We start from the raw sequence: 21,373 nt of genomic DNA, 5'->3' as shown, positions 1-21,373 counted from the left end.
GACACCGGCTCGGAAACCCCTGGAAGCCTCAGCCCCGCCCGGCCGCGAAGGGTGCCAGGCCGTCGCGCAGTGCCGTGAGCTGCGCGGCATCCATCCCCACCCGCGCCATGATCTGCTCGGGGACGCGCAGCGCGTCGGTTCGCAGCGCGCGGCCGGCATCGGTGAGCGCGATGTCGAGCACCCGCTCGTCGTCGCGGCGGCGCGTGCGGCTCACCCGCCCCTGCGCCTCCAGCCGTTTGACGATGGGCGACAGCGTCGCCGGTTCCATCGCCAGCTGGTCGGCCAGCTCCCCCAGCGACTGCGGTGCGCTCTCCCACAGCGCGAGCAGCACGAGGTACTGCGGGTGGGTGAGACCGAGGGGCTCGAGCACCGGCCGGTAGATCGCGATGACGTTGCGCGCCGCCGTGACGATCGCGAAGCACAGCTGGTTCTCGAGCTTCAGCGGGTCTGTGCCGACGTCCATGCGGTGCAGTCTACCGAATTGCTTTGTACACTAATGATCATGACGCAAAGCAACCCGGAGCGGCCTCCCCTGCGCGAGCGTGTGCGTGAAGCCGGCGGGTGGTACGCATACCTCAACTCGCGTCTGATCAAGGTCGCCGGCCCCGCGTCGGTCGGTCCCTACGACGTGGACCCCGAACCGTCGCGCACCGAGCGCGCGTGCCCGCTGTGCGGTCACCCGATGTCGCAGCACACGTTCGACCGGAGCGGCCCCAAGCCCCTCATGACCTGCCCCTGACGGAGACGCTCAGCCCAGCCGCACCGAACCGTCGGGGCCGAGCGGCCACCCGGAGTTCACCGCGATCTCCCACGGGTGCCCGTCAGGGTCGGTGAAGACCCCGGAATAGCCGCCCCAGTCGGTGGCCGCTGCCTCGCGCACGATGGTGCCGCCGGCGTCGCGTGCGGCGATCAGGATGCCGTCGACGTCGGTCTCGGATTCGACGTTGTGCGCCAGGGTCACCCCGCCCCAGCCGCCGGAGTCGGACACGCCGGAATCCGCCGCCAGCGCGGCGCGTGACCACAGTCCCAGCACCATCCCACCGGCCTGGTAGAACGCGATCTGACCGGCGACGGATGAGGGGTGCGGTTCCCATCCGAGCACGCGGTAGAACGCGATCGACCGCTGGAGGTCCGCCACCCCCAGCGTGATGAGGGACAGTCGCTGTTGCATGATCGCTCCGATCAGGCGTGGCCGGCGCGCTCCATGGCGCGCAGTTCCTTCTTCATGTCCTGCACCTCGTCGCGCAACCGCGCAGCCAGCTCGAACTTCAGCTCGGCTGCCGCTGCGAGCATCTGGTTGGAGAGGTCCTCGATCGTGGACTCCAGCTGCATCGCGCCTTCGGCGGCGATGCCCTCCCGGCGCAGCTGCGGGGTGGGGCTCTTGCCCTTGCCGCTCTTCAGCGCGCCCCTGGACCGCTTCGAGAGCAGTTCCTGGGTGTCGGATGCCTCACGGTTGAGCACATCGGTGATGTCGGCGATGCGCTTGCGCAGCGGCTGCGGATCGATCCCGTGCTCGAGGTTGTAGGCGACCTGCTTCTCACGGCGCCGGTCGGTCTCGTCGATCGCCTTGCGCATGGAGTCGGTCATGTTGTCGGCGTACATGTGCACCTCGCCGGAGACGTTGCGCGCCGCGCGACCGATGGTCTGGATGAGGGAGGTGCCCGACCTCAGGAACCCTTCCTTGTCGGCATCGAGGATCGCCACGAGTGACACCTCCGGCAGGTCGAGCCCCTCGCGGAGCAGGTTGATGCCCACCAGCACGTCGTACACGCCCGCCCGCAGCTCGCTCAGCAGTTCGACCCGGCGCAGCGTATCGACGTCGGAGTGCAGGTACCGCACGCGCACTCCGTGCTCGCTGAGGAAGTCGGTGAGCTCCTCCGCCATCTTCTTGGTGAGGGTGGTCACCAGCACCCGCTCATCGCGCGCGGCCCGCACCCGGATCTGCTCCAGCAGGTCATCGATCTGTCCCTTCGAGGGCTTCACGATGATCTGCGGGTCGACCAGCCCGGTGGGGCGGATGATCTGCTCGACGATGCCGTCGGCGATGCCCATCTCGTAGCGGCCGGGGGTGGCGGAGAGGTAGACGGTCTGGCCGACGCGCTCCTTGAACTCATCCCACCGCAGCGGCCGGTTGTCCATCGCGCTGGGCAACCGGAAGCCGTGGTCGACGAGCGTGCGCTTGCGCGACGCGTCACCCTCGTACATGGCGCCGATCTGCGGCACCGCGACGTGGGACTCGTCGATGACCATCAGGAAGTCGTCGGGGAAGAAGTCCAGCAGCGTGTGGGGAGGATCCCCCGGCATCCGTCCGTCCAGGTGGCGCGAGTAGTTCTCGATCCCGGAGCAGAACCCGAGCTGCTGCAGCATCTCGAGGTCGAAGGTGGTGCGCATGCGCAGCCGCTGCGCCTCGAGCAGCTTGCCCTGCCCCTCCAGCTCCTTGAGTCGCTCGGCGAGCTCGTGCTCGATCGTGCCGATCGCCCGCTGCACGGTGTCGGCACCGGCAACGTAGTGGGAAGCAGGGAAGATCGGGACGCTCTCCATCTTCTGCACGATGTCCCCGGTGAGCGGGTGCAGCATGTACAGCGCTTCGATCTCGTCGCCGAACAGCTCGATGCGGATCGCGTACTCCTCGTAGACGGGGATGATCTCGATCGTGTCGCCGCGCACGCGGAAGTTGCCGCGGGAGAAATCGACGTCGTTGCGGTTGTACTGCATCGCGATCAGCTTGCGGATGAGCGCGTCGCGGTCGTACCGCTCCCCCACCTGCAGCGCCACCATCGCCCGCAGATACTCCTCGGGAGAACCCAGGCCGTAGATGCAGGAGACCGTCGAGACGACCACGACGTCACGCCTGCTCAGCAGCGAGTTGGTCGTGGAGTGGCGCAATCGCTCGACCTCGGCGTTGATCGACGAGTCCTTCTCGATGAAGGTGTCCGTCTGCGGCACGTACGCCTCGGGCTGGTAGTAGTCGTAGTAGCTGACGAAGTACTCCACGGCGTTGTGGGGCATCAGCTCGCGGAACTCGTTGGCCAGCTGCGCGGCGAGGGTCTTGTTGTGCGCGAGCACCAGGGTCGGCCGCTGCACCTGCTCGATGAGCCAGGCGGTCGTGGCCGACTTGCCCGTGCCGGTCGCACCGAGCAGTACGACGTCGGTCTCGCCGGCGTTGATGCGGGCGGTGAGTTCGGCGATGGCCTGCGGCTGGTCGCCGCTGGGAGTGTAGTCACTCACGACCTCGAAGGGCCGGACGGCGCGCGTGGTCTGCATGCTTCCAGCGTAAGCGGCACTCCCGACAGCGGGCCGTGCGTTCGCCTCCGGCATACCGCCCGGAGGTTGATCACGTCAAGCCTGACCGGTCAGCACCCCCCGCTCGCGTACGATGGCCGCGAGAGCGAGGCGAGAGCGTGCATCGGACGGCAGTGGTACTCGAGGACGAAGAAGACATTCGGTCGCTCATCACGACCGTGCTCTCGGGCGCCGGCTACGAGGTCTTCGAGACCGCCAACGGGCTGGACGCCGTGGAACTGGTCAGCATGCACAACCCCGTCCTCACCACGCTCGACGTCAACGTGCCGGGGATCGACGGGTTCGAAGCAGCCCGGCGGATCCGGGCCGTCAGCGACACGTACGTCATCATGATCTCGGCCTTCGTCGAGGAGTCGGATGCCGAGCGCGGCCGGCTCGCCGGAGCGGACGAGTACCTGGGCAAGCCTTTCCGACCGCGCGAACTGCGCGCGCGGCTCGAGATGGTGCCCGACCGGCGCGGCGCCAGCTAGGCGCTCGCGTCCGCCACGAGCACGGCGGACGCCGCGCTGGATGCCGCTCTGGCCGCCGCCGTCCTGGCATCCTGCAGGAGCGCGTCCGGGTCCTGCCGACTCGCCGAAGTCACCGAGACCCCGACGCCCAGCGAGGGCAGCACGCCGCCGCTGACGGCGTTGAACGCGTCGAACAGTTCGCGGTACAAGGTCATGCCCAGGCGCCGAGCCTCGCCGGCGGAGCGCACGGTGGCGATCACCGCGAGGCGTTCGTCGCCGTCGTCGCCCACGACGGCCAGGGGCGGGGCGCCCCTGCGCACGGCGTCGCGGCCCGCCGCGATCAACTGGTCGGCCAGTTCGAGCCCGAACGCGGTCGCGATGTACTCCAGCTCCTCCAGCCGGATGACCAGCACCGCCACGTGATCACCGTGTCGGCGCGCGGCCTTCACGACCTCGTCGAGGGTGCGGGCGAACACCGCGGCCGGCTGGATGTCCCGCAGCGATCCGCCGTCCGCGGGCAGGAGCGTGCGGCCGCGAAGACCCGTGCGGGTGGCGCGAAGTACCGAGGTCGCGACCACCGACGTGATCATCAGGATGACGGTCAGCGATGAGGCCGGCACCGTGCCGAGCCAGACGCTGAACACCGGACTTTCCGGCCCGGCGGCGACGAACACGATGATGCGACCCAAGTAGAACGCCGACTGCAACGCGAACACCAGCGTCAGCATGGTCGCGTTGGTGGCCCGCCGCATCGATCCCCGGCGTGTCTCCACGGCGGCAGCCATCGCGAACAGGCACAGCGGCGTGAACATCCACAGCGCGCCCGCCCACCCCCCGCCGTCGGGGCCGGCGACGATGACGCTCACAATCGCGGCGACCGAGGCTGCGGCCACGAGCACGGCCGGTATCCGCATGGAGCGCTCGTTGAAGCGACGGCATCCCAGCCACATGAAGCCCGTGGCGGACACGAATGTACCGTTGCCCGCCGCGACCGCCCACACCGCGCCGGGGTCGCTCGCCCACACGAGGTAGCTCAGTGTCGTCAGCATGGCGCTGAGGAAGCCCAGTGCCCACAGCCGACCGGCGGCGTCATCACGGCGCAGGAAGGTCTCAGCGATGAACAAGACGCCGCAGACGATGACCACCAGCGCGGTGATGGCTGCGAGGTACCCCTCGGCGGTCATGTCAGGGCCCCCGTACCGCGCGCGGCATCGGCCGCGGTCTGGGTCGCGACCCCCGGACGCACCGCCGGAATCGACACGGTGAAGGTCGAGCCGACGCCCAGCGTGCTGTTCACGTAGATGTCGCCACCGAGGCGGCGCACAATGTCACGGCTGATCGACAACCCCAGACCGCTGCCTTCCACCCCTGCCCGCCGCACGGCTGCACCGCGGTAGTAGCGCTGGAAGACATTCACGAGGTCCTCCTCGTCCAGACCCACACCGGTGTCCTCGACGAGGATGAGGGTCTTTCGCCCGCGTGTCGCCGTCATCAACGACACGCGGCCGCCTTCGCGGTTGTATTTGATCGCGTTCGACAGCAGGTTGTCGACGACCTGGCGCAGCCGCAGCGGATCGACGTAGCCGCGCGCAGGCATGGCCCGCGACAGGTCGATCGTGACGTTCCGGCTGCCGTCCCCTGTCACGATCGACTGCGCAGAGGCCTTGACGATCTCCAGCACGTCCACATCCTCCGGCGTCATCGGCAGCGTGGCGGCATGGCTCGACGCGGCAAGCACGTCGCCGACGAGGGCCAGCAGGCGGTCGGCGTTGCGGTCGGCGATCGCGAGGCTCGATGCCGCGCTCGGCGGCAGGCCCGGGGAGTCCAGCGCCAGCTCGATGTGCCCGATGATCGAGGTCAGTGGCGTGCGCAGTTCGTGGGATACCGACGAGACGAGCAGGTCGCGCGCCTGCAGCGCCGACATCTCCGCCGTGACCTCTCGGCAGACCACCACCGCACCGGCGTGGGATTCCGAGTCTGTATTTGCCAGCCGGTGGGCGGTGACGCTCAGTGCGCGCCGCTCCCCCGCGACCGGCTCGATCCACACCCGCTCATCGTCGAACTCCTCGCCGCGCAGCGCCCGTGCCAGCGGAAGCTGGTCGGCGGAGATGCGTGTCCTGCCGTCTCTTTCGTACGCCGTCGGCGCTGCGCCGTCGGGGTCGGTCAGGAGGTGCTGCAGGTGCCCCTCGCCGTCGTTCAGGATCGAGATGGCACCGCCGTGTTCGATGTGCAGCACGCCGAGGTCGGCGGTGTCCAGCACCTCTGACAGCAGCTGCTCCTGGTGGCGCGACCGTTCCAGCGCCTGGGCGAGGATCTCGGCCTGCCTGCGCAGCAGGCGTCGTTGCGCAGCGGCCCGCCGCGCACCGGTGTACGCCGTCGCCCCGATCGCGATGAGCATGACCGGCAGGAGGAAGACACCGAAGTTGGTGAACTGACGCGGTTCCACCGCGACCGATGCCGAGAAGCCGACGACTGCCATGCTCACCCCTCCGGCGAACCCGGCAAGGCCGAAACTCGCCGACAGCCACAGCACGGGGAACGCGAAGAGCATACCGGTGCCGGCTGCGGGGTCGGCGAAGCGCATCAGCGAGATCGCGATGATGTCGCCCACCGGAACGACGGCGGTCCATGCGAGCGGGACCCTGCTCCAGGGCGCAGCGATCGCGACCGCGGTGAGCACGAAGACGATCACGACGCCGGCGAAGAACAGCGGCACGTTGCCGGTGAATCCGTGGTGGAACATCAGGAAGGTGAGAACGAGCACCACGCCGGCCAGCACCAGCTGACTCAGCGCGGCACTGCGCATCTCCGCTCGGTCGGCGAACGCGGCGTCCAGCCGGGGCCACCGCGTGGAGCGAGTGCGCACGCCGCGCGTCGGGGAGGGGAGCGACTGCATGTCTCGACGTTATCGTTCCTGCGGGCCTGCCCCGTTGCGGCTGGCCGCACCGCCCTGCAGGTGGGTCACGGTCTCCCAGAGGGCATCGGTCTGCGCCAGGGTGGATGCGAGTGTCCCGGACGTGTCCACCACGACGTCGGCTATCGCCAATCGCCGCTCGTCGGGCACCTGCGAGGCGATTCGCGCCTGCGCGTCGGCCTCGGTCATCCCGCGTAACTCCACCAGACGTCGCGTGCGCAGCGTCGCCGGGGCGTGTGCGACGACGATGAGGTCCCAGGGATCGTCCACCCTGGCCTCGACCAGCAACGGGACGTCGTAGACGATCACGGCGTCGGGATCGGCTCGCAGCGCCTCGGCGAAACGACGGGCCGATTCCGCCCGCACCGCGGGGTGCACGATCGCGTTCAGCCGGGCGATCGCGTCGTCGTCACCGAAGACGACGGATGCCAGCCGGGCGCGGTCCAGCGCGCCGTCCGGCGTGAGCATGTCGGCGCCGAACGCGGCGGCGATGTCGGCAAGCACCGGCGAACCGGGCGACTGCACCTCTCGGACGATGCGGTCCGCATCGACCACGGTGGCGCCGTGCTCGGCGAGACGGTGGGCGATGGTCGACTTGCCCGACGCGATTCCGCCGGTGAGTGCGATGAGCGGCATGTTTCGAGCATGCCAGATCCGACGTCGCCGAGAGCGCGCCGGGTACGGCGAAGGGCCGCCACTGCGAACAGTGGCGGCCCTTCGCTGCGGATCAGCGGCCGGAGAGCTTCTCGCGGAGAGCCGCGAGTGCCTCGTCGTCGGCCAGCGTGCCTGCGGAGCCACTCTCGGACGAGTAGGTACCCGCACCGGAGTCGACACCGGCAGCGGCTTCGGCCTCGAGAGCCTTCGCCACGGCGGCCTTGTGAGCCTCCCAGCGACCCTGGGCAGCGGCGTACTCGGCCTCCCAAGCAAGACGCTGCTCGTCGAAGCCTTCCTTCCACTGGTTGGTCTCGGCGTCGAAGCCCTCGGGGTACTTGTACTCCCCGTTCTCGTCGTACTCCGTGACCATGCCGTACAGCGCCGGGTCGAACTCGGTGCCGTTGGGGTCGACCGACTCGTTGGCCTGCTTCAGCGACAGCGAGATGCGGCGACGCTCGAGATCGATGTCGATGATCTTCACGAAGACCTCTTCACCGACCGAGACGACCTGCTCAGCGAGCTCGACGTGCTTGCCGGACAGCTCCGAGATGTGCACGAGGCCCTCGATGCCGTCTGCGACGCGAACGAACGCACCGAACGGAACCAGCTTGGTGACCTTGCCCGGAGCGACCTGACCGATCGCGTGGGTGCGGGCGAAGACCTGCCACGGGTCCTCCTGCGTCGCCTTCAGCGACAGCGAGACGCGCTCGCGGTCGAGGTCGACCTCGAGGATCTCGACGGTGACCTCCTGGCCAACCTCCACGACCTCCGAAGCGTGCTCGATGTGCTTCCACGAGAGCTCGGAGACGTGCACGAGGCCGTCCACGCCGCCCAGGTCGACGAACGCACCGAAGTTGACGATCGACGAGACCGTGCCCTTGCGAACCTGACCCTTGTGCAGGTTGTTGAGGAACGTGGTGCGCGACTCGGACTGCGTCTGCTCGAGCAGGGCGCGGCGCGAGAGCACGACGTTGTTGCGGTTCTTGTCGAGCTCGAGGATCTTGGCCTCGATCTCCTGACCGAGGTACGGCGTCAGATCACGGACGCGACGCAGCTCGATCAGCGATGCCGGCAGGAAGCCGCGCAGCCCGATGTCGACGATCAGACCGCCCTTGACGACCTCGATCACCTGACCGGTGACGACGCCGTCGCTTTCCTTGATCTTCTCCACATCGCCCCACGCACGCTCGTACTGCGCGCGCTTCTTGGACAGGATGAGGCGGCCTTCCTTGTCCTCCTTCTGGAGAACCAGGGCCTCGACGTGGTCGCCCACGTTGACGACCTCGTTGGGGTCGACGTCGTGCTTGATCGAGAGCTCGCGCGAAGGGATGACGCCCTCGGTCTTGTAACCGACGTCGAGGAGCACCTCGTCACGGTCGATCTTGACCACGGTGCCTTCGATGAGGTCGCCGTCGTTGAAGAACTTCAGGGTCTTTTCGACCGCGGCCAGGAAGTCTTCGGCAGATCCGATGTCGTTGATCGCGACCTGCTTGGTGGCCGGGGCGGTCGTTGCGGTAGTCATGTAGTGGGTTGTCCTTGTTGGGGTGGGTATCGGGCCTAGACCTGTCACAGGCACCCGTGCGCGCAAAGGCGAACGGAAACCTCCAGCCGAGGCGAAAGCGGATTGTTGTGCGATGCCACTCGCGGGCGCCGAAAGATCGGCCACACGAATGACACTTCAGAATACCAGAGAACCGGCCGTTTCGTGGTGGTCGGGCGGGACCTCAGCCCTGCGCCGCCGCGGCGCAGGCGATGCAGCGATCGGCCGTCGGCCGCGCACGCAGCCGCTCGAGTGGAATCGCCGCACCGCAGGACACGCACACCCCGTAGGTGCCGTCCGCCGTGCGGGCCAGGGCCGCATCCAGCTCGGCCCGCTCGACGAGGGCGGCCCGGCGCAGCGCATCCAGCTGCAACCACTCCCCACTGAGGGTGGAACCCTCGGGGTCGTGCTCGTCATCCGCCGTGCCGTCGGCCCGATCGCGACGCAGCAGCGCGTCGTCGCGATCGAGCCGGTCGATGCGGTCGTCGATGTCGCGTCGGCGCCGCGCGAGCTCGTCCGCCAATGCGGCCAGCGCCGCGGCGCGCCCGCTCACCGCGCGTGCAGGGCCTCGGCGATGGGCACGTCGCCGCCGCCGAACCGGATGGTGCGCCCGACGGTCGCATCGTCGGTGAGGGATGCCGCGATGACCGCCGCGACATCGGCGCGCGGGACGGCGCCGTCGCCCTGGGGGTCCACTTCGATCCGCCCGGTGGGCGCGTCGAGCGTGAGCGCCCCCGGCGCGACGATCGTCCAGTCCAGTCCACTCGCGCGCAGGTGCTCGTCGGCGGCCCACTTCGCGTCGGCATACGCGAAGAACCCGTTGTCGGGCGAGACGCCGTGGTCGGCGCGGGACCCGATCCACGACACCATCACGAAGCGACGCACCCCGGCGGCGACGGCCGCGTCGATCGTGCGGATCGCGGCGTCGCGGTCGACGGCATACGTGCGCTCAGGGCTGCCACCCCCGGCACCCGCCGCCCACACGATCGCGTCGTTGGCGCTGACGAGGTTTGTCAGCTGGTCGAGATCGAACGTCTCGATGTCGGCGACGACCGGCGCGGCACCGGTGGCCGCGACATCGCCCTCGTGATCGGCGTTGCGGATGACGGCGCTGACGGTGTCACCCCGCTCGACGAGGAGGGGTTCCAGGTGCAGCGCGACCTTGCCGTGTCCGCCGATGATCAGAATGCGGGCCATGAGAGGTTGTCCTTCCGGTGACGAGCTTCCACGCTACCTCCGGTCGCAGCCTCAAGCGCCGGCAGCATCCTTCACGTCGTTCTTCGCCAGCGCGCTGTGCTGCCGCCCCCACAGCAGGTAGAACGCCAGCACGACGGCGATCCAGGCGCCGAACCACACGTAGGTCGACCAGCCGAGGCCGCTGATGAGGTAGATGCAGGCCAGGATCGACAGCGCGGGGGTGACCGGGTAGCCGGGCACCTTGAAGGCGCGCGGAAGGTCGGGGCGCGTGCGGCGCAGCACCACGACCCCCACCGACACGACGATGAACGCCACGAGCGTGCCCATCGAGACGAGGTCCCACAGGCTCGTCAGCGGTACCAGGCCCGCCAGCAGCGCGACTGCCGCCGACACCACGACGGTGGAGAACACCGGCGTCTGGGTGCGGGGGTCGACGCGTGCGAACGCCGACGGGATCAGACCGTCGCGGCCGATCGAGTAGAGGATGCGGGTCTGACCGAACAAGATCACCAGGGTGACCGAGAAGATCGACACCACCGCACCGGCGGCGAGCACGGTCGCCGGCCACGAGGCGCCCAGCACGTCGGAGAGGATCACTGCCAGACCGGCGCTCTGCTGCGCCGGGTCGGAGAAGTCGCCCCACGGCTGGGCGCCGACGGCGGCGACGGCGACGAACAGGTACACCGCCACGACGACGGCCAGGGCGATGAGGATCGCACGCGGCAGCGCGCGCTGCGGGTCCTTCACTTCGTCGCCCGCCGTCGAGACGGCATCCAACCCGATGAACGTGAAGAAGATCGTGCCGGCGGCCGCGGTCACCCCTGCCGCACCGTGCGGGGCGAACTCGGCGAAGTGGTCGACGCTGAACGCCGTGATCGCGATCCCCGCGAACATCAGGAGCACGGCCACCTTGATGACGACCATGACGGTGTTGACCGCCGCCGACTCACGGGTGCCGCGAACCAGCAGCACGGCGCACATGGACACCAGCAGCACGGCGGGCAGATTGATGATGCCGCCCTCCATCGGTCCCGCCGTCAGCGCGGGCGGCAGATTGAAGCCGAACAGCGCGCCCAGCAGGTGATCGAGGTACCCGCTCCAGCCGGAGGCGACGGCGGCGGCGGAGACGCCGTACTCGAGGATGAGGCACGCGGCCACGCCCATCGCGACGATCTCGCCGAGCGTCACGTAGGCGTACGTGTACGTCGAACCCGAGATCGGTACAGCCGAGGCCATCTCGGCGTAGCAGACCGCCGAGAGCCCCGCGGCGATCGCCGCGATGAGGAACGAGACCAGCACCGCCGGGCCGGCAAGGGGGACCGACTCGTGCATCACGAAGAAGACGCCGGTGCCGACGGTGGCCCCGACCCCGAGCATCGCCAGCTGGAAGGTGCCCAGGCGCCGCGGCAGACCGCCCTCAGTCGGGGTCTGCGCGTTGATCGGCTTGCGCCGGAAGAGTGTGCGGACCGCGCTCATGCGAGGCGGCATCCGGGAGTCTGACAGTGGAAGAGCACTAAGAGATTCTAAGCCGCGTCGACTGCGACGGCCGACGTGATGCATTCACAGGAATAGACCGCGCGACCCGGCGTTGCACCTGGGGATCGCGTCGACCGCAGGAGCCTTGATGACCACGCACACAGAGGAACGCCACCTCAACGCCGCCACCTCGATGGGCGCCGTGACGCTGCGCGTCTCGGACCTCGAGTCGATGAGCGGCTACTACGCGAACGCGTTCGCGATGGCGCCGATTCAGGAGCGCACCCGTGGGCGCGAGGTGCACCGCGTGCTCGGCCTCGGCGAGACCCCGCTCGTCCGGCTCGTGCACACCCCGGGTCTTCCCGCCGCCGATCGGCGTCAGGCGGGACTGTTCCACACCGCGTTCCTCTTCGACGATGCCGAGGGCCTGGCGGCGACGGTCTTCCGCGCGGCGCAGGACCCGCGCAGCCGCTTCACCGGCTCCGCGGACCACCTCGTGAGCGAGGCCTTCTACTTCACCGACCCCGAGGGCAACGGCGTCGAGCTGTACACCGACCGTGACCGCGACCTGTGGGTGCATGTCGACGGCCAGGTGCAGATGGACTCGCTCGCACTCGACCCCAACGAGTACCTGCGCCGCCACCTCACTCAGGATGCCATCGACACGGCGCCCGCCCGCGCCGGCACAGTCGGGCACGTCCACCTGCAGGTCGGCGACGTCGCCACCGCGCAGGCGTTCTACGTCGACGCTCTCGGTTTCGAAGCGACCCTCACCGGCTACCCCGGCGCGATCTTCGCGTCGGCCGGCGGCTACCACCACCACGTCGCGATGAACTCCTGGAACAGCCGGGGCGCCGGCCCCCGCGCCGCGGCGCTCGGACTCGGCGACGTGTCTATCACCGTGCCCGATCGCGAGGATCTCGACGCGCTCATCGCACGGCTGCGCGAGCGCGGCCTCAGTTACGACAGCGACGGGCGGTCGGTACGCCTCACCGATCCCTGGGGCACACAGGTGACCGTCGCACTGCCGGACCTCTCCCCCGACGAGTTGCTGTCCCGCTGACCGGCCGCGTGTTTCCCCGGCCGACCCGCTGACGCTGCCGCGTCCTGCGCCGTAGCGTGGAACATATGGCCCTCACCGCCGCCGTCCGCGCCGACCGCCGCCTGCCCCTGCTGCAGGTCGCGAAGTCGGCGCTGGCCACGATGCTCGCCTGGCTCGTCGCCGGGTGGCTGCTGCCGGGGCCGCCGCCGGTGTTCGCCGCCATTGCGGCGCTGCTGGTCGTGCAGCCGAGCCTGAACCAATCGGTGCTGAAGGCGATCGAGCGCAGCGTCGGCGTCATCGCCGGTGTCGCGATCGCGTCGGCGCTGGGATTGCTGTTCGGCGCGGCGACGTGGGTGGTGCTGACCGCGATCGTCGTGTCGCTGGTGGTCGCGTGGGCCCTGCGCATGACCACCGGCGTGAGCAACCAGGTCGTCATCAGTGCCCTGCTGGTACTCGCCCTCGGCGTCAGCACCCCCGGATACGCCGGCGCCCGCATCATCGAGACGATCATCGGAGCGGCGCTGGGACTGGCCGTCAGCGTGCTGCTGGCCCCGCCGGTGCACGTCGCTCCGGCGCGGGAGCGGGTCGACGCGCTGGGGCGGGAGACCGCCGCCACCCTCGACCGGCTCGCCGGTGCGTTCGTGGAGCACCGCACCGCCGGAGAGCTGGAGGAACTGCTGCTCACGGCACGCCTGCTGCGCCCGATGCGCGACGCCGCGGCATCCGCCCTTGCCGCTTCCACCGACTCGCTCGAGCTGAACCCGCGCGCGCCGAAGTTCCGGCCGCAGATCGATGAGCTGGAGCGGCTGCTCGAGCGGTTCGACGGAATCGTCACCCAGGTGATCGGAATGACCCGGGCGGTGCGCGACTACGGGACGGACGAACTCGTCGATGAGCCGTCGGCGCCCGCGATCGCGGAGCAACTGCGCCGCGCTGCCCACGACCTACGGTTGCTGACCACCGCCAGCGTCGGCGAGGTCGTCGTCCACGATGAGCCGGCGCTGACGCGGCCGCTGGAGATCCATTCGCCTTCGTCGCTGAACTGGGTGCTGATCGGCTCGATCCTCGTCGACCTGCGACGCGTGCACGAAGGCATCACCGAGCCGCTCTGACTCACGGGTCGATCACACCGTCGAGGTACCACCACCGCCCGCTCTGCCGCACGAAGCGACTGCGCTCGTGCAGCACGCCGCGCGTGCTCCCCTCGGCGAAGCGGGCGCGGAACTCGACGTACGCGCGCTTGTCGCCTTCGTCGGCGGCGACGATCTCCAGGCCCTGCCAGCGCATTCCCGGGTCGAGGTCGAGGTGCTCGGGACGGGTGCCCGGGTGCCACGTCTGCTCGAGATACCGCGCGTCGCCGATCGCGAACGCGGTGTACCGCGATCGCATGAGCGCCTCGGCGGTGGGAGCGGGGTCGCCGGCGAGGTAGCGACCGCAGCAGTCGGCGAGCGCGGCGGGCAATCCGCAGGGGCAGGCGTCGTCGGGCATGGTTCCGCCAGTCTCGCACCCCGCGTTCGCCCGCGAGTGAGTATTCGCGGTGCCGAGTGAGTATTCACGGTCTCGAGTGAGTATTCATTCTTCGCCAGGCTGTGCACCGCGTTGCCGGAACGAGGGGATCTGCCCGAATGCGGTGCCGTACCGGCATCCGATCCGCATTCCGGCAGATCCCCGCAGCACGGGCGACGGATGCCGGGCGCGCGGCGGGCAGCGAGGCCTTCGACCCGGACGTGGCTTTGACACTGCCCGTTTGCCGATCTAGCGTTCAGGGGCCGCGCGAGAGGAGCCCTGATGACCGCAGCGCCTGGTGCCCGCGTCGCCGGCACGCCCCAGTTCTGGTGGCGCGTCGCGATCATCGTGGTGTGCCTGGTGGGGCTGTCCAGCGGCAACCACCGCTTGGTCTTCTTCACCACGCAGAGCAACGTGATCGTCTTCGCCTACTTCGCCGGAGCGCTGTACTGGATGCTCCGCCGGGGCACCTCGGATGCTCCGGCCCCGCGACTGCGCGGGGCGATGACCGCGTGGATCCTGACCACCGCACTGGTGTCGCACGTGCTGCTCAACTACGGCGCGAGCCCGCTTCCCGGCCTCTTCGTCACCGATCCCGCCGAGGCGCTGGCCAACCGGTCGCTGTTCATCCTGCACTACGTCGTGCCTGGGATGGTGCTCGTTGATTGGCTGGCGTTCGGCCCGCGGCGCGCGGTGCGCTGGCGCGACGGCCTGGTGTGGCTGCTGTACCCGTTCCTGTACGGCGTCATCACGCTGGCTCGTGCCATCGCGTTCCCCACCATCGCCGACCGGTTCCCGTATCCCTTCCTCAACATCGACTATCTCGGCATCGGCGGCGCCCTGCTCGGCCTGCTGCAGGTCGTCGCGGTCATCGCCGTCGTGGCCGCGATCGTCATCGGACTCGACCGCGCCGTCGCGGCGCTGAGCGACCGGCGGCGTCGGGCGCGGACCGCACCGGGCGCATAACTCAGGAGGAACGGCCTGTTTGCCCGGGCCCAAGCCCGTGCCGGCGGTGTTCTTCCTGAATTGTGCGCCGGGCCGCGTGCGTTGTGGATAACCGGATGCCGCGCAAGGACCGAGCGGTAGCGTGTGCGCATGATGTCACGGCGAGCGGTCGGGGCCGTCACTGCGGCCCTCCTGCTCCTGCTTGCCGCCAGCACCACCGGTTGCGTGCCCGAGCCGGCGCCGAGCCCCACTCCCGCGGGGTTCGCGACCGAGGAAGAGGCATTCGCCGCCGCCGAGGAGACGTATCGCTCCTACGTCGACGCACTCAATCAGGTGGACCTCAGCGACCCGGACACGTTCGAGCCCGTCTTCGCCTGGACCAGCGGCGAAGCGAACGCGAATGAGCGAGAGACGTTGTCGCAGATGCACGCAGAAGGCTGGGAAGTATCGGGGCTAACACAAGCTCCCGTCGTCGAGTTGGGCCGCGTTGAACTCCCGAGCAGTGTCGAGCTTCTGGTGTGCCAGGACGTTAGCGACGTGGACATCGTGGACACCCGTGGCAACTCGCAGGTTTCCCCTGGGCGACCCGGGATTCAGTCGATGTCGATATTGCTAGACAGCTCACGCTCCACAGCGACTGGCCTAGCGATCTCGAAGATCAGCGGCAGGGAAGGAGATCCGCCATGCGCGGAGGGCTAGTAGCCGCGGCTGTTGTGTTCACGGCGCAATTAGCGATGGCCGCGGGTGTGCTCCCCGGTTCGGCGTGCGCTGGCGGGGCGTGGCTCGACCACTGCACGGTAGAAAACATCGGTTCCTCCGTCGAGATCGGCGCAGACTACACGGCACCGGGCGGAAACAACGGCGGTGGCGGCGGAAACGACCGGGGCTCCGACCGTGAACCGCAATCCGACGCAGGCCCGGCGCCGGACGAGCAGTGCAACCCGGTCGTCGGATGCCGCGGCAACTACCAGGTCTGGACCATCCCCGAGGTCACGCTGGCCGACATCGCGTCGTTCACGCCCGCCCGTCCCTCGTTCACGGGCGAGCCGGACGGCGTGGCAGTGGTCGGGATGCCGGCGAACTTCGTCGCCGCAGCCACCGAGCAGCACATCGCGGGTGAACTGTTCGGTTACGCCGTCGTGGTGCACTTCACCGCGGCCTCTTACGTCTTCCGCTACGGCGACGGCAGCAGCCGCACGTCACCCACCGGCGGCGCACCCTGGCCCTCGCTCGGCCAGGCGCAGTTCACGGCCACGCCTACGAGCCACGCATACGCGGCCCGCGGCACCTACCGCGCCTCGGTGACGGTGCGCTACTCCGCCTGGGTCGAGTTCGACACCGGAGCGCGGCGCGACGTGCCCGGCTTCGTGGAGGCGACCACCGAGGGCTACGGCATGCGGGTAGTCGAGGTGCACACGGCACTGGTCGACCGCACGTGCCTGGAGGATCCGACCGGCCCGGGCTGCTGACGGCGGAGCAGGAACCGGCAGCGTCAGCCCTGCGCGCCCTGGCTCAGCCCTTCGCGCCGCAGCCGCAGCGCGTTCCGCCATGACCTGACCGCGAGGACTCCGAAGGCGAGGAGGGTCGCTGCCCCCGTGAGGATCCCGAAGCCGCTGTCCCCCTTGACGACGTGAGTGACCAGGATCGTTGCACCGGAGGCTGCGGCCAGCACGAAGACGATCGTCGTGCCGAGCGCGACCCGGAAGCTGGTGGTCGTCATCTCGAACATTCCGTCACTGTATCGGCACCGATGGGGCGGACAGTACCCTGTCGAGGTGTCCTCACGTCCAGACCGCCTCATGCTCCTCGACACCGCGTCCCTGTACTTCCGCGCCTTCTACGGCGTCCCCGATACGGTGCGCTCCCCCGACGGCGCTCCGGTCAACGCCGTGCGCGGGCTGCTGGACATGATCGCCAAGCTCGTCACGACGTACGAGCCGACCGACCTGGTGGCCTGCTGGGACGACGACTGGCGGCCGCAGTGGCGGGTCGACCTCATCCCCACCTACAAGACGCACCGCGTCGCCGAGGTCGTGCCAGGCGGCTCGGACGTCGAGGTCGTGCCCGACCCGCTCGAGGCTCAGATCCCGATCATCCGCGAAGCGCTCGGCCTGCTCGACCTCACGATCGTCGGGCGCGCCGATCACGAGGCGGACGACGTCATCGGCACGCTGGCGACCCGAGCACGGATGCCGGTGGACATCGTCACCGGAGACCGCGACCTGTTCCAGCTCGTGGATGACGCGCGCGACGTGCGTGTGATCTACACCGCACGCGGCATGAGCAACCTCGACGTCGTCACCGAAGCGACCGTCGTCAAGAAGTACGGCGTGCTTCCCTCGCAGTACGCCGACTTCGCGACCATGCGCGGCGATGCTTCCGACGGCCTGCCTGGCGTCGCGGGCATCGGCGAGAAGACCGCAGCCACGCTCCTCGCCGCCCACGGCGACCTGGCCGGCATCCTGGCCGCCGCCGAATCCGGTGACGGGATCTCCGCCTCCGTGCGCGCCAAGATCCTCGCGGCCAGCGATTACCTCGCCGTGGCACCGACCGTGGTGGCGGTGGTCACCGACCTCGACATCGACCCGCCGGCTTCGCGCCTGCGCGCACTGAACGACGTCGAACGCACCGCCGCGGCGGAATTCGCCGAACGCTGGGGGCTCGGCACCTCCATGGCGCGGGCGGTCGACGCCCTCGCTGCGCGCGCCTGACCGGGCAGCGCCGCGGCATCCGCCCAGCCGGCTCCGAGCCACCGGCCACGTAGGCTTGTTCGGTGATTCGCAGCCTCGCCGCGGTTGCGCTGGGGATCGTTCTCGCCGTCACGGCGACCGGCTGCTCCTCGCCGTCCTCTGCCGCCCCCATGCCCACGCCGACACCCAGCGCGGGACTGCCGGTGGCCGCACCGTCCGAACCGGTCTACATCATCGGCGACTCCTGGGCCGCGGGTGTCAGCGCCGACCCGGGTGCCGGATGGGTCGACCTCGTCGACGCCCACTACGGCTGGGACACCACGCTCAACGCGCAGCCGGGCACCGGGTACGACGCCGTGCTCAAGGCGGGCGAGCCCTACATCGAGCGGGTCGACGACCTCCCACCTCACCCCCCGGCACTGGTGATCGTGCAGGGCGGCGTGAACGACAAGCTGGCCGGCTGGATGAACCTCCAGGACAACGCCGGCGCCACGATCGCCGCGATCGAACACCGCTACCCCGGCGTCCCCATCCTCATGGTCGGTCCCGCCACGGCAGCCCTCCCCGCCGCACAGTCACTGTCCACGATCGACCAGCACCTCGCCGAGGTCGCCCGCACCGCCGGCGCGTTCTACATCTCCCCGATGCAGGGCGAGTGGGTGGGCGCCGACAACGTGCAGACCTTCATCGACCCCGACACCGATCACCCCAGCAATGCGGGACACGCGGAGTACGCCGCACGCCTGATCGCAGCGATCGACGCAGCGGCGCAGTAGGGACGGATGCCACCGGGACGCTCACGTGCGGCGCGCGGTCCACTCCCGCAGCTGCTTCAGCGGCCAGGTCGTCACGATCCGCTCGGCAGGCACGCCGGCCCGCTCGGCACGGGCAGCGCCGTGGTCCAGCAGTGACAGCTGCCCCGGCGCATGCGCGTCGGAGTCGATCGCGAACAGGCATCCGGCGTCCAGCGCGATCGCGATGAGCTCATCGGGCGGATCCTGCCGTTCCGGCCGGGAGTTGATCTCCACCGCGACACCGTGTGCGGCGCAGGCGGCGAACACGGCGGCGGGGTCGAACTGCGACGGCGGACGCGTGCCGCGGGAGCCCTCCACGAGCCGGCCGGTCACGTGGCCGAGCACGTCCACGTGCCGGTTCGAGACGGCGGTGACCAGCCGCCGCGTCATCGGCCGGGGCTCCATGCGGAGTTTGGAGTGGACGGATGCCACGACGATGTCGAGTTCCGCCAGGAGATCCTCCTGCTGGTCCAGTCCCCCGTCGTCGAGGATGTCAACTTCGATGCCGCTGAGGAGGGTGAAGCCGTCTCCGGTGAAGCCCGGGACCAGCGTGAGCTGTTCGCGCAGCCGTTCCGGCGACAGTCCGCGAGCAACGCGCAGCCGCGGGGAGTGGTCGGTGAGGGCGAGGTATTCGTGGCCGAGCGCCCGCGCCGCATCGACCATGAGCTCAATCGGGGTGTATCCGTCGGACCAGTCCGAGTGGCTATGCAGATCACCGCGCAACTGCGCTCGCAGTGAGGAGCCGACCGGGGCGACCCCGGCGCTTTCGCGCAACTGGGCGAGGTAGGCGGGCACCTCACCGGCGAGGGTCTCTTGGATCACGGCGAACGTGGAGTCGCCGATCCCCTTGCGACGGCGTAGCGCCGCGGTGTCCCGCAGCTGCGTCTCGCTGAGTCCTTCGATGGCCGTGGCCGCGGCGCGGAAAGCCTTGGAGCGGTAGCGCGAGGCGCGCTCGCGCTCCAGCAGAGTCGCTATCTCGCTGAGGGCGTCGAAGGGATTCATGGCATGAAGAAAAAACGGGCCCGCACCGGAAGGGTGCGGGCCCGTTTGATCAGGAGGTGGTGACGGTGGACCGCTTCACGACGACCGGGATAGAGGCGAGGCGATGAATCGCCCAGCCGAAGACGATCGAAAGGACTCCGACGCCCATCGCGAAGACCGCGACGCCGAAGGACACGACCGAGGTGAACAGCGAGGCCCGAAGGAACGACGCGTTCATCATCGTGGCGCGCACCGGGTCGTCCTGCTCCAGCTCGGCGTAGGTCTTGCCCTCCGAGGAGTGCAACGCGTGCTGCTGGATGATGTCGGCCTGGACGAAGGCCGTGAACGGACCGGAAACGGTCTGGCCCTGGAACGCCATGGCGTCATCGGGGACCGTGATGTTCTCGGCGCGAAGCTGGGAGGACACCATGATCCACACGACGATGCCGACGATGATCAGGACTACACCGCCCAGGATGCCGATGATGCCGGCGGCCTTGATGAGGCCCACCTTGCGTGAGGGGGATTCAATGGTGTCAGCCGTGTTGGCCGGTGCTTCCGACATGTGGCGTCGCTCCTTGGGTTGGACTTTGGTTTAAAGCTAGCGGGGCGCTTGCCCGCCGGCCATGGCGCCCGCCGTGAATAATCAATAACGTGAAAATTCGCCTACGTGAATAGGTCAGATGACTGTTTCGCCGCCGAGTTGCTGGGTGGTCGTCACCCATGCGGTCAGCGTCGCCGCAGCCGCTCCGGTGTCGATCGCCACCGCCGCGGCATCCTTCGCTTCGGCAAGTCGCTCCAGGATCGGCCGCTGCGCCTGACCGGGATCCTGCGACAACCGGTACGCCACGATGCCGGCGGCCGTGTTCAGCAGCACGATGTCGCGCACCGCACCGGCTTCACCGTCGAGGACGCGCCGCACGACAGCGGCGTTGTGAGCGGGTTCACCGCCGAGCAGATCGTCGATGTCGGCCAGCGCAATGCCGAGGTCACGCGGATCCAGGTCGTGTTCGTGCACATCGCCGAGGCTGATCTCCCACAACCGGCTGTGCCCCGTGGTGGTCAATTCGTCCAGCCCGTCGTCACCGCGGAACACCAGTGCGGTCGCGCCGCGGGTGCGGAACACGCCGGTGATCAGTGGCACGCGATCCAGGTGCGCGACGCCGACGGCGTTGGCCTCGGCGCGAGCCGGATTGCACAGCGGTCCCAGGAAGTTGAACACCGTCGGCACGCCCAATTCGGCGCGCGTCGCCCCGGCGTGACGGAACCCGGGGTGGAACGCCGACGCGAACGCGAAGGTGATGCCGGTGCGCGCGAGCGTCTCGGCCACGGCCTGCGGTGACAGCGCGAGGTCCACGCCGAGTGCCTTGAGCACGTCGGATGATCCCGACTTGGAGCTGGCTGCTTTATTTCCGTGTTTGACCACCGGCACCCCGGATGCCGCGGCGACGATGGCCGACATCGTCGACACGTTGACGGTGCCGAACCGGTCACCCCCGGTGCCCACGATGTCGAGCACGTGGGCGGGAACCGGCAACGGCACCGCTGCTTCCAGGATCGCATCGCGGAACCCGACGATCTCATCGATCGTCTCGCCCTTGGCGCGCAGCGCCACGAGGAATCCGGCCAGCTGCGACGGGGTCGCCGCACCGGTCATCACCTGCCGCATCGCCCACGTCGACTCCGACACGCTGAGATCACGCGCATCCAGGAGAGTGGTGAGGATTTCGGGCCATGAGTAGAGCTCCGCCATGAGCGTCGATCCTATCCCGGGCCGATCAGCAGATTCCCACCAGATTGTTAGGGTCCCCTAAGTCGGATGCCAGTGATCACCGGTCGCCTGATGCGAAAATCACAGCCCACTTTCAGCCATAATGAATGT

At 69.1% G+C, this 21,373-nt stretch carries 24 protein-coding genes; 9 read left to right on the top strand and 15 right to left on the bottom strand.

The features are described from left to right. Positions 1-28 precede the first annotated feature (28 nt). Positions 29-463 (bottom strand): MarR family winged helix-turn-helix transcriptional regulator, encoded by a 435-nt coding sequence (locus tag NQ151_RS00505; protein ID WP_257526683.1) that lies wholly within the window; start codon positions 461-463, stop codon positions 29-31. A 33-nt stretch (positions 464-496) separates the two neighbouring features. Between NQ151_RS00505 and NQ151_RS00500 the strand changes: the two genes are divergently transcribed. Continuing rightward, positions 497-739, top strand: coding sequence for a hypothetical protein (locus tag NQ151_RS00500; protein WP_257509983.1), 243 nt, complete (start codon positions 497-499; stop codon positions 737-739). Positions 740-748: 9 nt separating this feature from the next. Here NQ151_RS00500 and NQ151_RS00495 read toward each other — a convergent pair whose 3' ends face one another. Continuing rightward, a complete protein-coding gene (locus NQ151_RS00495; protein ID WP_257526682.1) occupies positions 749-1,171 on the bottom strand; it encodes a VOC family protein in 423 nt (140 codons plus the stop codon). 11 nt (positions 1,172-1,182) lie between these two features. Further along, on the bottom strand, positions 1,183-3,264 hold the full coding sequence (gene uvrB / locus NQ151_RS00490; RefSeq protein ID WP_257509984.1) for an excinuclease ABC subunit UvrB: 2,082 nt from the start codon (positions 3,262-3,264) through the stop codon (positions 1,183-1,185). A gap of 137 nt (positions 3,265-3,401) precedes the next feature. Here uvrB and NQ151_RS00485 point away from each other — a divergent pair, with 137 nt between their 5' ends. After that, positions 3,402-3,773: a response regulator transcription factor gene (locus NQ151_RS00485; RefSeq protein WP_257509985.1), complete on the top strand. Its 372-nt coding sequence runs from the start codon at positions 3,402-3,404 to the stop codon at positions 3,771-3,773. Here NQ151_RS00485 and NQ151_RS00480 read toward each other — a convergent pair. From NQ151_RS00480 to NQ151_RS00450, 7 genes are all read right to left on the bottom strand, one after another. Continuing rightward, the gene (locus tag NQ151_RS00480) at positions 3,770-4,936 is read right to left on the bottom strand and encodes a GGDEF domain-containing protein (protein WP_257509986.1); all 1,167 of its coding nucleotides are present in this window, start codon (positions 4,934-4,936) and stop codon (positions 3,770-3,772) included. The two genes, NQ151_RS00485 and NQ151_RS00480, sit on opposite strands and share 4 nt — an antisense overlap. Further along, positions 4,933-6,648 carry an ATP-binding protein gene (locus tag NQ151_RS00475; RefSeq protein ID WP_257526681.1) on the bottom strand — a complete coding sequence of 572 codons (1,716 nt, stop codon included), beginning with the start codon at positions 6,646-6,648 and terminating at the stop codon, positions 4,933-4,935. The genes NQ151_RS00480 and NQ151_RS00475 overlap by 4 nt, the downstream gene beginning before the upstream one ends. A 9-nt stretch (positions 6,649-6,657) precedes the next feature. Then, positions 6,658-7,302, bottom strand: a complete 645-nt coding sequence (coaE, locus tag NQ151_RS00470) for a dephospho-CoA kinase (protein WP_257509988.1) — start codon at positions 7,300-7,302, stop codon at positions 6,658-6,660. A gap of 91 nt (positions 7,303-7,393) precedes the next feature. Further along, positions 7,394-8,842, bottom strand: a complete 1,449-nt coding sequence (gene rpsA / locus NQ151_RS00465) for a 30S ribosomal protein S1 (protein WP_257509989.1) — start codon at positions 8,840-8,842, stop codon at positions 7,394-7,396. A gap of 202 nt (positions 8,843-9,044) precedes the next feature. Continuing rightward, positions 9,045-9,413 (bottom strand): TraR/DksA family transcriptional regulator, encoded by a 369-nt coding sequence (locus NQ151_RS00460; RefSeq protein WP_257526680.1) that lies wholly within the window; start codon positions 9,411-9,413, stop codon positions 9,045-9,047. Next, positions 9,410-10,057, bottom strand: coding sequence for an SDR family oxidoreductase (locus NQ151_RS00455; RefSeq protein ID WP_257526679.1), 648 nt, complete (start codon positions 10,055-10,057; stop codon positions 9,410-9,412). The genes NQ151_RS00460 and NQ151_RS00455 overlap by 4 nt, the downstream gene beginning before the upstream one ends. Positions 10,058-10,108: 51 nt before the next feature. Further along, complete coding sequence (locus NQ151_RS00450; RefSeq protein ID WP_257526678.1) at positions 10,109-11,533, bottom strand: amino acid permease; 1,425 nt, start codon at positions 11,531-11,533, stop codon at positions 10,109-10,111. Positions 11,534-11,681: 148 nt separating this feature from the next. On the opposite strand from NQ151_RS00450, the gene NQ151_RS00445 reads away from it, so the two are divergent. Beyond that, on the top strand, positions 11,682-12,596 hold the full coding sequence (locus NQ151_RS00445) for a VOC family protein (protein ID WP_257526677.1): 915 nt from the start codon (positions 11,682-11,684) through the stop codon (positions 12,594-12,596). Positions 12,597-12,661: 65 nt separating this feature from the next. Beyond that, positions 12,662-13,687 (top strand): FUSC family protein, encoded by a 1,026-nt coding sequence (locus tag NQ151_RS00440; protein WP_257526676.1) that lies wholly within the window; start codon positions 12,662-12,664, stop codon positions 13,685-13,687. Between the two features lies 1 nt (position 13,688). Here the strand turns inward: NQ151_RS00440 and NQ151_RS00435 are convergent, their stop codons facing one another. After that, complete coding sequence (locus NQ151_RS00435) at positions 13,689-14,063, bottom strand: YchJ family protein (protein WP_257526675.1); 375 nt, start codon at positions 14,061-14,063, stop codon at positions 13,689-13,691. A 300-nt stretch (positions 14,064-14,363) separates the two neighbouring features. Here NQ151_RS00435 and NQ151_RS00430 point away from each other — a divergent pair, with 300 nt between their 5' ends. The 3 genes from NQ151_RS00430 (at position 14,364) to NQ151_RS00420 (ending at position 16,495) form a co-directional block, all read left to right on the top strand. Further along, complete coding sequence (locus NQ151_RS00430) at positions 14,364-15,047, top strand: Pr6Pr family membrane protein (protein WP_257526674.1); 684 nt, start codon at positions 14,364-14,366, stop codon at positions 15,045-15,047. Positions 15,048-15,176: 129 nt separating this feature from the next. After that, a complete protein-coding gene (locus NQ151_RS00425; RefSeq protein WP_257526673.1) occupies positions 15,177-15,725 on the top strand; it encodes a hypothetical protein in 549 nt (182 codons plus the stop codon). 35 nt (positions 15,726-15,760) lie between these two features. Further along, complete coding sequence (locus NQ151_RS00420) at positions 15,761-16,495, top strand: hypothetical protein (RefSeq protein ID WP_257526672.1); 735 nt, start codon at positions 15,761-15,763, stop codon at positions 16,493-16,495. A gap of 23 nt (positions 16,496-16,518) precedes the next feature. Here NQ151_RS00420 and NQ151_RS00415 read toward each other — a convergent pair whose 3' ends face one another. Further along, the gene (locus NQ151_RS00415; RefSeq protein ID WP_257509999.1) at positions 16,519-16,755 is read right to left on the bottom strand and encodes a hypothetical protein; all 237 of its coding nucleotides are present in this window, start codon (positions 16,753-16,755) and stop codon (positions 16,519-16,521) included. A 70-nt stretch (positions 16,756-16,825) separates the two neighbouring features. Between NQ151_RS00415 and NQ151_RS00410 the strand changes: the two genes are divergently transcribed. Then, positions 16,826-17,737: a 5'-3' exonuclease gene (locus tag NQ151_RS00410; RefSeq protein WP_257527798.1), complete on the top strand. Its 912-nt coding sequence runs from the start codon at positions 16,826-16,828 to the stop codon at positions 17,735-17,737. A 62-nt stretch (positions 17,738-17,799) separates the two neighbouring features. Further along, positions 17,800-18,492: an SGNH/GDSL hydrolase family protein gene (locus NQ151_RS00405; protein WP_257526671.1), complete on the top strand. Its 693-nt coding sequence runs from the start codon at positions 17,800-17,802 to the stop codon at positions 18,490-18,492. Positions 18,493-18,513: 21 nt separating this feature from the next. Here the strand turns inward: NQ151_RS00405 and NQ151_RS00400 are convergent, their stop codons facing one another. The 3 genes from NQ151_RS00400 to trpD all read right to left on the bottom strand — a co-directional run bounded on the left by NQ151_RS00400 (position 18,514) and on the right by trpD (position 21,244). Then, positions 18,514-19,512 carry a PHP domain-containing protein gene (locus NQ151_RS00400; protein ID WP_257526670.1) on the bottom strand — a complete coding sequence of 333 codons (999 nt, stop codon included), beginning with the start codon at positions 19,510-19,512 and terminating at the stop codon, positions 18,514-18,516. A 49-nt stretch (positions 19,513-19,561) separates the two neighbouring features. Next, complete coding sequence (locus NQ151_RS00395) at positions 19,562-20,056, bottom strand: aromatic ring-opening dioxygenase LigA (RefSeq protein WP_257510002.1); 495 nt, start codon at positions 20,054-20,056, stop codon at positions 19,562-19,564. A 114-nt stretch (positions 20,057-20,170) separates the two neighbouring features. After that, a complete protein-coding gene (trpD, locus tag NQ151_RS00390) occupies positions 20,171-21,244 on the bottom strand; it encodes an anthranilate phosphoribosyltransferase (RefSeq protein WP_257510003.1) in 1,074 nt (357 codons plus the stop codon). Positions 21,245-21,373: the final 129 nt, after the last annotated feature.

The sequence above is a fragment of the Microbacterium sp. zg-YB36 genome, assembly GCF_024623575.2.
Lineage (GTDB): Bacteria > Actinomycetota > Actinomycetes > Actinomycetales > Microbacteriaceae > Microbacterium.
The sequence above is the reverse complement of the archived record's forward strand: the minus strand, read 5'-3'. Positions and strand labels throughout refer to the sequence as shown.